14 protein-coding genes are annotated in these 13,857 nt (G+C 39.4%); all 14 read right to left on the bottom strand.

The window, feature by feature from the left end:
- Positions 1-27: 27 nt before the first annotated feature.
- From A2536_12090 to A2536_12025, 14 genes are read right to left on the bottom strand one after another with little or no spacing between them, the layout of a single operon-like run.
- Positions 28-1,293, bottom strand: coding sequence for a hypothetical protein (locus tag A2536_12090; GenBank protein ID OGF44500.1), 1,266 nt, complete (start codon positions 1,291-1,293; stop codon positions 28-30).
- A complete protein-coding gene (locus A2536_12085; protein OGF44537.1) occupies positions 1,278-1,913 on the bottom strand; it encodes a hypothetical protein in 636 nt (211 codons plus the stop codon). The genes A2536_12090 and A2536_12085 overlap by 16 nt, the downstream gene beginning before the upstream one ends.
- Positions 1,914-1,964: 51 nt before the next feature.
- Positions 1,965-3,707, bottom strand: a complete 1,743-nt coding sequence (locus A2536_12080) for a phosphoenolpyruvate--protein phosphotransferase (GenBank protein OGF44499.1) — start codon at positions 3,705-3,707, stop codon at positions 1,965-1,967.
- The gene (locus tag A2536_12075) at positions 3,704-3,973 is read right to left on the bottom strand and encodes a phosphocarrier protein HPr (protein ID OGF44498.1); all 270 of its coding nucleotides are present in this window, start codon (positions 3,971-3,973) and stop codon (positions 3,704-3,706) included. The genes A2536_12080 and A2536_12075 overlap by 4 nt, the downstream gene beginning before the upstream one ends.
- 12 nt (positions 3,974-3,985) lie before the next feature.
- The gene (locus tag A2536_12070) at positions 3,986-4,777 is read right to left on the bottom strand and encodes a hypothetical protein (protein OGF44497.1); all 792 of its coding nucleotides are present in this window, start codon (positions 4,775-4,777) and stop codon (positions 3,986-3,988) included.
- A 9-nt stretch (positions 4,778-4,786) separates the two neighbouring features.
- Positions 4,787-5,488, bottom strand: a complete 702-nt coding sequence (locus A2536_12065; GenBank protein OGF44496.1) for a hypothetical protein — start codon at positions 5,486-5,488, stop codon at positions 4,787-4,789.
- A complete protein-coding gene (locus A2536_12060; GenBank protein ID OGF44495.1) occupies positions 5,478-7,598 on the bottom strand; it encodes a hypothetical protein in 2,121 nt (706 codons plus the stop codon). Before A2536_12060 ends, A2536_12065 begins: the two co-directional genes overlap by 11 nt.
- A complete protein-coding gene (locus A2536_12055) occupies positions 7,585-8,088 on the bottom strand; it encodes a hypothetical protein (GenBank protein ID OGF44494.1) in 504 nt (167 codons plus the stop codon). Before A2536_12055 ends, A2536_12060 begins: the two co-directional genes overlap by 14 nt.
- Entirely contained in the window at positions 8,079-8,486 is a 408-nt protein-coding gene (locus A2536_12050; GenBank protein ID OGF44493.1) for a hypothetical protein, read from the bottom strand. The genes A2536_12055 and A2536_12050 overlap by 10 nt, the downstream gene beginning before the upstream one ends.
- Positions 8,487-8,505: 19 nt before the next feature.
- Positions 8,506-9,756 carry a hypothetical protein gene (locus A2536_12045; GenBank protein OGF44492.1) on the bottom strand — a complete coding sequence of 417 codons (1,251 nt, stop codon included), beginning with the start codon at positions 9,754-9,756 and terminating at the stop codon, positions 8,506-8,508.
- Positions 9,753-10,694, bottom strand: a complete 942-nt coding sequence (locus A2536_12040) for a hypothetical protein (GenBank protein OGF44491.1) — start codon at positions 10,692-10,694, stop codon at positions 9,753-9,755. Before A2536_12040 ends, A2536_12045 begins: the two co-directional genes overlap by 4 nt.
- A gap of 9 nt (positions 10,695-10,703) precedes the next feature.
- The gene (locus A2536_12035; protein ID OGF44490.1) at positions 10,704-11,168 is read right to left on the bottom strand and encodes a hypothetical protein; all 465 of its coding nucleotides are present in this window, start codon (positions 11,166-11,168) and stop codon (positions 10,704-10,706) included.
- Positions 11,165-12,580, bottom strand: a complete 1,416-nt coding sequence (locus A2536_12030) for an RNA polymerase sigma-54 factor (protein ID OGF44489.1) — start codon at positions 12,578-12,580, stop codon at positions 11,165-11,167. Before A2536_12030 ends, A2536_12035 begins: the two co-directional genes overlap by 4 nt.
- Positions 12,581-13,834 carry a hypothetical protein gene (locus A2536_12025; GenBank protein OGF44488.1) on the bottom strand — a complete coding sequence of 418 codons (1,254 nt, stop codon included), beginning with the start codon at positions 13,832-13,834 and terminating at the stop codon, positions 12,581-12,583.
- Positions 13,835-13,857 lie beyond the last annotated feature (23 nt).

The raw sequence follows: 13,857 nt of genomic DNA, 5'->3' as shown, positions 1-13,857 counted from the left end.
CTAGGACCTAGAACCTAGCGCCTCTTTTTAAATCAATTCCACTGTTTTAAGTAAACTGCCTTTGCGTTTTTCCAGCAATACAGCTGCCGCTTTCTCAATATTTAAAAGCATGCCCGGGTTATTTAACAGATCATTCATTCTTTCGGCTAAAGACTCTGCATCTTTCACTAAAAAACCTACCAGATTAATTTTTATTTCTTCTTCCATTTCTTTGAAGTTAAACGCATAAGGACCAAAAAGTACGGGTTTTCCCAGATATACAGGCTCTAACAGATTGTGTCCGCCTATTTTGTCAGCCAGGGACCCTCCTACAAAAGCTGCCAAACAAAGCCCATAGGCATAAGAAAGCTCTCCAAAGGTATCCAGAATAATAATATCCACCTTCTCTTTCCCGGGGCTGCTCCTCTTTATGCAAGAAAAACCCTCCGCTTCAATGAAATCAACAAAGGCAGGTATTTCTTCCATAAATCTGGGAGCTAAAATCAGGGTAAAATCGGGTGTTTCGGTTTTAATCAGCTTGAAAGCTCCCAGTATATCCCCTGCTTCTTTATAATGAACACTGCCAAACACCATTACTTTTTCTCTTAAGACAGGTCTCAGAGCAGTTTCCAGCGTCTTTTTTTTCCCCTCATCAATTAGCGGTTTTTCATATTTCAAATCTCCTGAAATATATATTTTCTTTCTGTCAACCCCAAGCGCTAACAACGTTTCATAATCCTCCTGACTTCTCATTGAAAATACGTCAGTTAGAGCAAATACTTTATTTATTATCGGATTAACGTACCTATAACGCCTGACTGCTTTTGCAGAAAATCTTCCGTTTACAACAACTATTTTTGCTCCTTTTTTCTTAACAAGATAAAATAAATTCGGCCAGTATTCCGTCTCAGCAATAATCAATATTTTGGGCTTAATAATATTAACTAACGGTTTAATAAAAAAGTAAAGATCCAGAGGAAGATAGCAAGCAGGGGTATCTTTCAATACTTTTTTAAGCATTCTCTGCCCGTTGATGCCGGTGGTAGTAAAAACAATATTTGCAGAAGGGTATTTCTTTTTAAGTTCTTCTGCCAGAGATAGAACACATTTTATCTCCCCCGCTGAGGCCGCATGTATCCAGATATTTTCAAAGCCCTCAACCTTTCTTTTAAATGCAAAAGGAATTAGTCCAAGCCGGTTTAATAAACCCGACCTATATTTCTCAAAAAATACCGCAGAAATCAAGAGAAAAGGGAAAATAATTAAAACTATTAATGCTGAGAATACATTGTATATTATTATCTGGATTGGCATAATCTCCCGGCTTCTTCCTGTAAGCGGTTTAACTCATCTTCGAGTTCCTGTCTTTTTTCTTCAAGAACTATTTCATCAGCACCGGCAGGTACAAATATCTCTTTACCTAATACAAAAACACCTTTAGTAAAAGGTTTTGGTATTATGAAATTATCCCAACTCTTTAAAATCCATTTATGTTTTGCATCAAAAGCAAAAGCCGTTATAGGCACTCCGCTTATTTTTGAAAGAGTTATCGCTCCAAGCTGCGCCTTTTGCTTTGGACCTCTTGGACCATCAGGTGTTATTGCCACGTAATTTCCATCCTTTAACACCTGCTTTAGCCCAAGCAAAGCGCGAAAACCGTCTTTCGAGGTTGAGCCGCGGATATTTCTATACCCAAATTTCCGCATAATTCGGTCAATAAATTCGCCGTCACGGTTCAGACTTACCAGAGTATGAATATTTCTATTTCTATAGTAATACACTGAAGTGAGAATTCTACTATGCCAGAAAGCGAATAAAGCAGGAGCCTTTTTTTGCTTTGGACTTAGGGCAATATTGCCCGTTTCGGACAATCTGAGAGTTAAACCGATAAAGCGAAGTGCGGCCGTAAAAACAAACGGCATTATGTTTAACATGAGAAATTCTTTAATCTTCATAGTTTTCGGGATTCTTTTGACTTTTCGACATTACTTACAATATTTGCAAGAACCTTTATTTACAGTATTCATATATAATTTCACTTCATCAAGAGTTCTAAAAGAGAGAGCCTCTGCCGCAATTTTCTTTGCCTCGGACATTGTGATGGATCTAAGGACTTTTTTAACTTCAGGAACAGCCACCGGCGCCGTTGAAAGTTCATCAATACCCAGCCCGATTAAGAGCGCAGAGAAAGCAGTATCACTTGCCATCTCCCCGCACATACCGACCCATTTACCCTCTTTATGAGCAGAAGTTACAATCCTTTTAAGCTGCCGTAATATTGAAGGATGCAGGGGATTATACATATGAGCCATATTAGTGTTAACCCTGTCTATAGCAAGCGTATATTGAATAAGATCATTGCTTCCTATAGAAAAAAAGTCAACCTCTTTGGCAAGAATATCCGCAGTTAAAGAAGCTGAAGGAATCTCAATCATTACGCCAAGATCAATCTCATTATCAAATGATTTTTTTTCCTTTCTTAAATCATTCTTAGCCTGTTCCAACATTTCTTTTGCCTTTAAAAACTCCTCTATACCTGAAATCATAGGAAACATTATCTTCACATTTTTCAACTCAGAAGCCCGAAGTATTGCGCGAAGTTGAGGCTTAAACAATTCAGGACGAGCAAGACAAAGACGTATAGCTCTGAGACCTAAAAAAGGATTTTCTTCTTTCGAAAGCCCGAGATGCGACAAAAATTTATCCCCTCCAAGATCCAGAGTTCTTATTATCACCGAATTGGGATAAAGAAACTCCGCAGCCCTGAAGTAAGAGGCAAATTGTTCTTCTTCATTCGGCAAATCCAGCCGGTTTAAAAACAAGAATTCAGTTCTAAATAAACCTACCCCGATCGCCCCGTGTTTTACCACCAGCTTTGCTTCATCCTCAATTTCGATATTTGCGCTTAATTCTATCTTGTAGCCATCCAGTGTTTCCGCCGGCAGCTCACGCAGCTTGGAGAGTTTTGCGTTCTGCTTTATCAAATCTTCACGTTTTCTATTATAATGCTTAAGATCTTCTTCATTAGGATTAACTATGATTACACCGAGTGAACCGTCTACAACAACCAAATCACCGTCAGAAACATTTTGCGAAATATTTTGGACACCTACCACCGCAGGTATCTCCAGCGCCCTCGCGATGATTGCAGTATGCGAAGTTTTGCCCCCCAAATCCGTGCAAAATCCTTTTACTTTCTCCCTCTTCATGGTAACTGTATCAGACGGCGAAAGGTCCCTGGCGAAAAGAATAACTTCTTCCTTAATATCGGCAAGAGTCTCTCGGGTACTGCCGGTAAGATTCTTAAACACTCTGCGTCCTATATCTCTTACATCATTAGCACGTTCCTTAAGATATTCATCTTCTATTTTTTCGAAACTTTCCACCAAATTATTTACAGATCTTGAAAATACCGATTCCGCACTGAGTTTCTCACTCTTAATGTGTTTTTCTACATCAGTAGTAAGCATCGGATCGCCTAATATCATGAGATGAGCCTCGAAAATATTAGAATGTTTTCCGCCAATCTCTTTTTTAACTTTGGAATGCATTGCTTTTATCTCAACTCTGGTCTTTTCCAGAGCAGCATTAAAGCGAATCACCTCTTCGGTTATTTTGTCTTCAGAAACAACCTTTTTGATGACAAGCATCTCCTGATCCGGCAATACCAGGGCTCTTCCTATTACCACGCCTGAAGAGACAGCTATACCCTTGTAAACTTTTCTCATTGGCCTTCCCCAAACTTATTATCAACTATTTCCTTAATCTTTTCCAACGCCTCTTTTTCATCAACACCAACGGCCTTTATTATAATCTTTGTACCCTGGGCTGCAGCAAGAGTCATAATACCCATAATACTTTTGCCGTTTACTTCGTCTTCGTCTTTCTTTAAAAAGATATCAGACTTAAACAAGGCTGTTATCTTTACCAGTGTTGCTGCTGCCCGCAAATGCAAACCCAGTCTATTTTTTATTTCTACTTCTATCTCTGCCATAGCACACCCCGCCTAGAATATATATTTTACCAATATAGCTGCGGCAATTATCGAATAAAAGATAACTGTCGGGTAAATTTTAATTTTTAACATTCCGAGAAACGCCCATGTAACGCCAAGGAACAGCAGGCTATTAAAAAAAGCCGTAGCAAAATACTTTATATTTAATGCCGGAAAAATCAGCGCAACGGTAATACCCAGAATAAGCGCAGCTGAAAATTTTAGTTTATCTATCAACCCCGTCAAATTGAAGCTTTGGATCACAGAAACAATCTCCATTCCCCGTTCATAGCCTTGAATCAAGCCTTTGTATCTGATGTATGCATTCACCAAATTATAAATAAGTATTGCAATCAACGGCCCAAGGAAAGCTAAAGCAGGATGTCTTGAATCCTTAAAAAGCAAAACAATAGAAACTCCGACAATCGCAGAAAAAGGTCTGAGATACTCCCAAAACACATTATCCCCGATGGCAGCAAGAGGACCCATCATACTGGATTTTACACCTTCTATTTGTTCAAGCACCCCCTCTTCACCCAGCTTATGTCTTTCTTCCAGATTTATAACGACCCCCATAATAGCAGGAGCCATCGAAGGATGTGTATTAAAAAATTTCAGATGTCTCTTTGAGAAAAGAGCACGTTCTTCTTTTGTTTTGCAAAGCCTCCTTCCTACCGGTAATATCCCATAAGTAAACCCGATATTCTGCATGGATTCAAAATTCCACGACGCTTCTATCAAAAAGGAGCGAAAATAAACTTTCAAGAGATCTGTTTTTTTTACAAGTTTATACAATTTTTTCATAACCTCCGGTCACTTAATAACTTTCATTGCGTAAAAAAGTGCAATTGAAATAAAATAGCTCAAAAAGAAACCTTTTACATGCTTAGCAACTAAGAATATCTCCATGACTACGGCAAAGCCAAGAGCCGGGATCAGCCAATTTGCATAAAGTACTCCTTCTTTAAACTGCAAAGGCATGGAATTAACTATATTTTGAAACAATTCCAATCCAAAAAAAACAGGGACAAAGCAAAGTATAAAATTTTTCAGAAAGGTGATAAATATATTAACGCCCTGAATCAGGGAGATGCGAGAGAAATCCCCTTTTTCCGCCTCCTTGACAAGAGAAGCGGACATCGCCGAATTAAGATTCCTGATATGCACTTCCGCCCATCTACCGATATACCCCAATGGTATTGAAGCCATCAAAGCAAATATCAAAAGAGCGGGGACAGGGATTGCTACGACTTCTTTAAGCAGAATAGTCAGACTTACTGTAACTGTAGTAATGGGCAAAGTCTCCACCGGAAGATACGCGCCTATAGGAAGCAGCCCTATCCACAAAAGTTCTACCAGTATTGCCACATAAAAGCCGATACTAACATCACCAAGCATCAGTCCGACAAGAGGTCCTACAACCAAGGGGCGAGACAACATGGTTCCGCCTATCGTCCTCACGTCTATGGCGATTATTCCTGCGATTATACTTATTAATAATATATCAACGAACATCTAACACCTTCTTTTTTATTTTAATTACTTTTGATTCTTTTGGTTTGAAAGAAAGTTTCCAGCTTAAAAGAGTTGCTGAACTTTGATAAACCTTTTCAAGCCTGCCTATAGCCTGAGAAACAGTTTCTATCGGAAAACGCCAAAAATCAAATTCCTCTTCCGATTCCAGATTGATATCCACTTTCAGCCATTTATCGATAATCCCGAATATTTTCACGCCTTTTTCTTCACCCACACTGATCATCCGTGTGTCTTTTAAATCCCTGCCCGGAGAATAATAGAATCTATCCGGAGAATCCCCCCCAAGCATTCCAAAATTAAATTCTACACCAAATCTGGTGTCCAGCTGACTTCCCGAGAGATTGGTTATTTTGTATTCTATATCTATAACAGGGTTGTTCTTTTTAACCGTAACAGTTTTCACCACATTAAACTTTGCAAAAAATACTTCCGCAGTTCTTTCGAGCTTAACCGCAATCCGGTCTTCAGTCACTTCCAACGAACTGGCATACTCCTTTTCTATAAAATCACCGCCTTCTGTATATTTATTTCTTCTAAACTCTTCCAGAAAGGTATCATTTCCAAGAAAGTGATCAATAAGCGAAAGACGCCTGTACGAATCATATATCAGATCTTTTTTAATATTGGCATCAAACTGCCTTGCAATCTCATGAATTGACCGGTGTTTTCCGTTATCCTCTTCTCTTGCTTTAAACAAATCGGTATGATACGCTTCCTTCCTTCTGGAGAGAGTATCCAACAGATTAAAATCCCTCGACTTGTAATCCAATTCGAAAATATGCCCGCCTTTTGAAGGCGAAAGATAAACGTTATAGTAATTACTATTTATCAGGATTTCATTATTACCGTCCTTATCTATATCGATAATTTCATGTTCCAACCAGGGGTTGCCTTTATATTTTATTTCATCAGCCAACCTTTCAGCTTTATTCAAATTTGTATAATTAGCAAATCTCAGATGATTAAGATACAAGCCTCCGAAGACTCCGTGCCAGTAGGCGCAATTACATTGACCCGAATAAAGAAGACGAAGAGGCTCTCTTTCTGACGCATCAACCCCGCAAATCTTATTGACTTTTGAGGAAACATACGCCATTTTTTTCTGCATACTGTTACTCTCCGGATATTTGTTTAAAAAATTCTTAAAATACCCTCCTTTCACAAATCTGCTTGCGCTTTCGTACATATTATGGTCCTTCAAGTAACCGACAAAATCATCATATTCACTTATTGTATCTGCCGGCATGCACCACTCCAACATCTCATCATAAGAGGTAGTGGGTATGTACATTCGAGATATTGGTTTATGCGCAGTCATATATTCCGAGAAAGTAGTTACATTTATCCACTCATGATTTTTTTCAAGTTCAGTAAAGAATCTTTCCAGCCACTTTTGTCCATAAACCCATTCATAGGTTTCAGGCCAGACTCCAAACTTCTCGCCATCATCAGCCAACACGACCAGATTATTGCCTTCTTCGGTAGCCAGAGATCTAAGGTAATCAATGCTCTCTTCAGGCTGTCTAAAAGGAACAAAATATCTCATCTTGGCGTTTATAGGAAAGACATTGAGTCTAAATCCTTCTTCTTCTGTAACAAAATAGCCAAGCATTTCTTTTTCTTTCAAACCGGAACTTTTAAAGTGAGTATCGTCAACAATAGTGTATTTTAGCCCCGCTTCTGCAAAAGTCTTTGCCAGATACGGTTCCCAGACCCGTTCCGTAAGCCAGCCCCCCCCAGGATTGCAGCCAAATTTACGATTTATATACCCGTTCATCATCTTTATCTGTCCATGTCTGTCTTTATCCGGAATAAGGGGAAATATCGGCTCGTAAAACCCTCCGGAAATAATTTCAGCACGTCCGGCTGTCACCAGTTTTTTCACCCTATCCATATATTCCGGAGAATTCTTTTCTATCCATTCGAGAAGTGAACCGCTGTTATGAATAGCTACTTTTAAATTTTTAAATTTCTCAAAAACCTCTAAAAAAGGCAAGTAGGACTTTTTCATCGCCATCTCAAACACAAAATCAAAGTTACCCACAGGCTGATGATTGTGGACACCAAAGATGAAATTAATCTTTTTCAAGGTGACAGCCCCCCTTCAACAAACACTGATAAAGATCGGTTCCTTTATCTACAGGAAGCATTTTAACTTCCACTCTTACTCCCTTTTCACTCAGTTTTTTAAATACCGCAATATCATTATTGTTCAGATATATGCAATTAGTAAATTGTTTTCTGTTTTCAGAGTGTCTCATCCCTCCAAGATTAATCTCTTCCATTTTAAAACCTTTTTCATAGAGCCGTAAGCAGTCCTCGGGGTTTGAAGTAAGAATAATAACACGTTTTTCCAGAAGTTCCTTACTGTCATTTTTAAGATTAAATTCACCAACGGTAAAAATATCAACCTTGATCTCCGGCGGAACAGCCATCTTTAAAAGGCACTTTTGCAGCTCATTTCTCGCTACTGCATCATTTATTACAATAATATAATCGGCTTTTAAAGCATTAACCCATCCGACTACAACCTGACCATGGATTAATCTATCATCAATTCTAAAGAGTACTACCGGCATGTTTTGTGTATATCCCCCATATTTATTATTGAACCTCTGCTTTTTTCTGTAATGTGCTTCGCGAGCTGTTTTACATCTGTATAAGAAGTACGGGAAAGCATTGATTCTAAAAGCATGGGAAGGCTTACACCTGTAACAACTCCAACTTTATGAGTACTCAGAAAAGCAGCACTTACATTGGCGGCGCTTCCTCCGAACATATCAGAAAGAATAAGTACTCCTTCGGGAGAATTTAATTCTTCGACTGCTTTGTGCATTTTTTCTTTTAAATCGTCCAGTCCCTCCGAAGGCGTTAACGGAACCGGGATAATTTTATCCTGTTTTCCAAGGATCATCTGAGAAGTATACACCAGTGATTCACAAAGATTACCATGCGAAACAATTACTATTCCTATCATACTTAACCTTCCTTATTTGTCATATAGATATTAGTTTAATAAGAGCCCTTCCAAGAGCCTGTGAATCATGCCGGATAAGTCCGTCCTCTGTAATTTTGAGCATACTTCTTTTTGATACTGCGATCCCAAATTCTTTCAAATTAGCCTCATCCACAAGGATGCTGCCGGCCCGGAAACGCCGGTATTTCAAAAGTGCTTCTTCAGGAACAGCATTTTTATTGATTACGGCAACATCTATCACCGGTTCTCCTGCATAGTCCAGTATCGTTTTAATTTGTTCGCTTGCAGTATGATTTCCGCCCTCATATTTTTGTGTCATTAAATTAAGCACAAATATCTTAATGCCCCGTGAGCCAAAAAGAGCTTCCGGAACACCTTTCACAAGCAGAGAAGGTAAAATAGTGGCATACAAACTCCCGGGGCCAATTATTACGGCATCCGAGCTTTTTATTATTTCAAGCGCCTGCTCATTCACTCTGTAATCTTCTGTTTGGATCCTGACCGATATTACTTTTAAATTATTTTTTATTAAATATTCTTCCTCTGTGACTTTTTTTCCGTCCTTTACTTTGAATTCCACAATAACCGGATCCTTGGTCAACGGGTATATCCGGCCTGAGAGCGAAAAAACATTTGCCGATTCGTTCAAAGCATTCACAGTATCCCCTGAAACATCTTTCATTGCCTTTACAAAAAGATCACCAAAGTTAAACTCTTTAAGCTTTGCTGATTCAAACCTGTAACTTAAAAGCTTATTTAATGTTTTTGTATCTGAAAGAGCAACCAGGGTACTTCTTATGTTTTTCTCCGTCGGAAGTATAACGGCATGTATATTGTTTGTATACTTTTTGAGACCATGGAGCACAGGCATAATCCCGCTGGCCCCGCCTATTACAGTAACTTTCGGACCTCTGGTTAATTTCAACCGCTCATAAACACTCCCAACAAAATCATTTTTGTTAGACGGTTTAAGTACAGTTAGAATTGAATACAACCCTCTTTTAACCGCAAAATACATACCCCAGATTCCCAGACCTATAAATATCAGATCAATAGTTACGTATTTTGACGACCTAAATATCATATTCCTTACAAAAGCCGAGGTCTTTTTAGCTGAGATAAACTTTAAAAAATCCCATTCAGGAACTACACTTCCGAGTACACCCTGAAAACCTACAAAAAATACCACTACCGAGACCAGTATCAGAAAAACCCAGATCCTTATCACGGCTTTGGAATTGTACCATTTTGAAATTCCATTTTCTTTCAATTTTTATGCTTCCCTTTCTCCATTTCCGATAAAACATTCTTTTCAAGTTCATCAACAGAGGAATAACCCATTTTTTTAAGCCGACCCTGCATCGCAGCTACTTCGACTATTATTGCAATATTTCTTCCCGGCTTTACCGGTATCGTAATTTTTGGCACCCTTACTTCCAGAATATCATGATACTGTTCCTGCTGTCCGACCCGTTCATAATTTTTTTTCTCGTCCCACTCTTCCATCTGTACGACCAGCTCAACTCTTTTTCTGTCTCTTGTAGCTCCCACCCCAAAAAGTTCTTTAATATTGACTATTCCGAGACCTCTTACTTCCAGATAAAACCTGAGAAGTTTCTGGGGAAAGCCAAAAAGACCTTTATCTGAAGTTCTAATCACTTCCACTAAATCGTCAGCAACAAGCCGGTGACCTCTTTTGACAAGATCAAGAGCGCATTCGCTCTTTCCCACACCGCTTTTTCCGGTAATTAGGACACCTACGCCATAAACATCGACCATCACTCCGTGTATCCTGGTTTTTGGAGCAAACTTCTCTTCAAGATAATTAGTTATTTCACTTATAAACTTGGTAGTAAACACCGGGGTTTTAAATACCGGCACCTCATGAAGATTGGCAACCCGTATTATTTCCTTCGCAGCCGGAAGACTCCGACAGATAACAAGCATGGGAATACGGTGAGAAAAGATTTTCTCCAGAACTTCTTTTTTTATTTCCTGGTCAAGTTTTTTCAAATACTCGACCTCCGCATTACCAATAACCTGTATTCTTTCCGAAGCAAAATAATCAAAATACCCGGTAAGCGCAAGCCCGCATCTGTTAACATCGGCCACGCACAATTCTTTTCCCAGTCCGGCTTCTCCGGCAACTAATTCCAGGTCAAGGTCAGTCTTTCTGTCTTTAAACAGTTCTCCAACGGATATGCTCATTTTAATATTTCAAGTCTTAAGCTTTTCTTCGCTGGAAATTACTCCCAATACATCTTCTGCTTTATGACATCCTGACAATGCCTTTCTGAAATATTTATCTTTTAGTAAGCCTGAAATTTTTGCCAGAGATTTCAAATGTATACCACTCGCATTATGAGGAGCTAGCAAGAGGAAAAATATATTCACAGGATCTCCGTCCAGAGTATCAAAACCTACTCCGTCTTTTGAAAGCCCAAAAGCTGCCACAATCTCACCCACTTCATCGGTCTTGCCGTGCGGAATGGCTACACCCTGTCCGATACCGGTAGAACCAAGCTCTTCTCTTTCCATAAGAGCCTCCAGCACTTTCTTTTTATCCTTTATCTTACCTGCCGCAGCCAGTACGTCCACCATTTCCTCAAGTACATCCTTTTTACTTTTGGACGTTAGTCCTATCTTAATACAATCTTTCGACAAAAAATCGGCAATCTTCATTGAAGACTTCCCCCTTTCATTTTACCAAGAATTTTTCTTTTTATCGCCGGAAGTATTTTCATTCCTTCCCGGTATTTTGCTACAGTACGTCTGGAAACTTTAAAACCCAGCTCACCCAATACAATTTGGATCTTGCTGTCGCTCATGTTCCCGTTTTTATCCTCCTCTATTATATTTTTTATAGCATCTTTTACGGCTCTGGAAGCCACACACGGCCCCCCTTCGCCTGTTGCAATTTTTACATTAAAGAAAAACCTGAAGGGGAAAATACCCTTCGGAGTCTGCACATACTTTCCCGCCGTGACCCTTGAGACCGTAGATTGATGCATCCCTATTTTCTCGCTTATCTCTTTTAAAGCCAGCGGTTTCAAATAGTCAGTTCCGTTTTCCAGAAAATCCTTCTGCGCTTCAATTATCGCCGCTGTAACTTTTAAAAGTGTCTTTTTTCTCTGGCCTATCGCATTGATCAACCAGACTGCAGAGCTGAATTTGTCTTTCAAAAACTTCTTTTCTTCGAGAGTAATATTTGCTTTTTGACTCATCTCCCTGTAAAATTTGCTTATCTTTAAAAATGGAACGCCTTCGTTATTTAAACTGATTCTGAAACTCCCGTTCTCATCTTTTTCCACCAGAATATCCGGCACAATATACCGCACTTCAGAATCATTAACCTCTAACCCGGGTTTTGGTTCAAGTTTTGAGATAACCTCAATAGCTTTATAAACATTCTTAATATCTATTTTCTCTTTTTCCGCTATAACCTCAAGATGTCCTTTTTCAAACTCTTCCCAGTATAACTCCACCAGCTTATACGAAAGTGTCGCCTCCAGACCCTTTGCTTTAAGCTGAATTTTAAGGCATTCTCTGAGGTTTATTGCACCTACTCCCGTCGGATCAAAACCCTGAATCACCGCCAGCGCTTTTACCCCTGTTTCTACGGGAACACCGGCTTTTTCTGCAGCTTCTTCAACGCTTACAAGAAGATACCCGTCTTCATTGATATTTCCTATCAAATATTCAGCGACTTTCAGTTCATCTTCCGGAATATCCGACATATGCAACTGGAACAAAAGATGCTCTTCAAGCGAATACCTGGTATGGGCCAAATTTTCATAATCAATATCAGGTTTTTTGCCGCGTTCTCTTTCTTCATAAGTATCCGGCCCTGAACCTTCTTTTGCAAAGTGTTCCGCAAGCTTTTCTATGTCCAAAGACCCGTCATCTTTTTCCGCCGCCGGAAGCTCAGGCTCCCTTTCGGCAGTTTCCAGAACCGGATTTTTTTCCAGTTCTTCATCTATATATTCTTTTAATTCTATAGCAGGAAGCTGCAGTATCTTAAGCGACTGCTGTAAAAGCGGACTAAGGATCAACCGCTGGCCCTGTCTTAACTCTAATCTCTGATCCTCACCCATTTATTTGCTTTCCATTACGGCTAATACATAGTTATTAAAATATTTCCCGGCCGCCCTATTAACATCGGCTTTCGTTACTTTTGAAATATCCTCGGCGTAACCGTCAATATACGCAAAACCTTTTCCCATTATCTCGTACCAGCCAAGATACCAGGCTTTTCTGGCATTTGTTTGTTTGTCCAGGTAAAAATTACCCACTATATAATTTTTCGCCGCGGTGATATCAGCATCATTTAAAGCATCCCCTGTTTTAATTTTCTCCACCTGCTCAAATATCCCCGCTTTTAGTTTTTCAATATTTTCCTTCCGTGTGCCCGCGTAAAAAACAAAATGACTGCTGTATAATTTTGTCGGATAAAAAGAACCTATCTCATAAGCCAGACCCTGTTTTTCTCTTAGGTCATTAAAGAGCTTTGAACTCATCCCGCCGCCTATTGCAGAACTTAAAACTTTGATCTCCGGAAAATCAGCACTATCAATCGAAGGAGCAGGATACCCTATGAGGAGCATGGACTGCGCTTTTTCACTTACGACCCTGGTTTCTCCGTTTTTTTCCAGTTTAAAATCCGTGCTTCCTTGTTTCAAAGAACCTTCATCTTTACTTTTAATATTTCCAAATCTTTTTTCCAGCATTTCCATAATATCCGGAAAATAATCCCCTGATACCGCGATAACGATACGGGAAGCCGAAAGGCCGGACAAATAAGCTTTGCTCACATCCTCCGGGGAGATCTTAGAAAGTGATTCCTTTGTCCCCAGTTTATCCAGCCGGTAGAAATGTCCTTCATAGAATACTTCTTTAAAGTTACGGTAAGTGAACTCAAAATTGCGGTCCTCGCGGGATTTAATAGCCGCCAGAGTTTCCTTCCGTACTTTTTCAAATTCGTCTTTATTAAACACCGGAGTTAAAACCGCTTCCGCCATAAGGTCGAGCGCTTTAGGAAAATACTTTTGAACCGAAACAAGAGAAACAGTGGAATAGTCGTCGTTTGCAGATGAATCAAGTGAAGCACCGAGAGATTCCACTTCTTCCGCAAACTTCTCCGCATCCTTCGTCACTGTACCTTTCATTAAAAGCTCAAAAGCAAGATTAGTCACACCATTGTTTTCCTTAGTTTCATAGGATGACCCATTTTTCACAAAGAGCGTAACTGCAATAATAGGCGCAGAAGTATCTTTATTCAAAATAATAGTAATCCCATTTTTAAGAACCGTTTTTTCCGGTGTCCCAAAAAGAGGAGTACAAAAAATCAAAAAAGCACCAATAACACAAAGTG

It is taken from the genome of Candidatus Firestonebacteria bacterium RIFOXYD2_FULL_39_29 (genome assembly GCA_001778375.1).
Classification (GTDB): domain Bacteria; phylum Oederibacteriota; class D2-FULL-39-29; order D2-FULL-39-29; family D2-FULL-39-29; genus D2-FULL-39-29.
The sequence above is the reverse complement of the archived record's forward strand: the minus strand, read 5'-3'. Positions and strand labels throughout refer to the sequence as shown.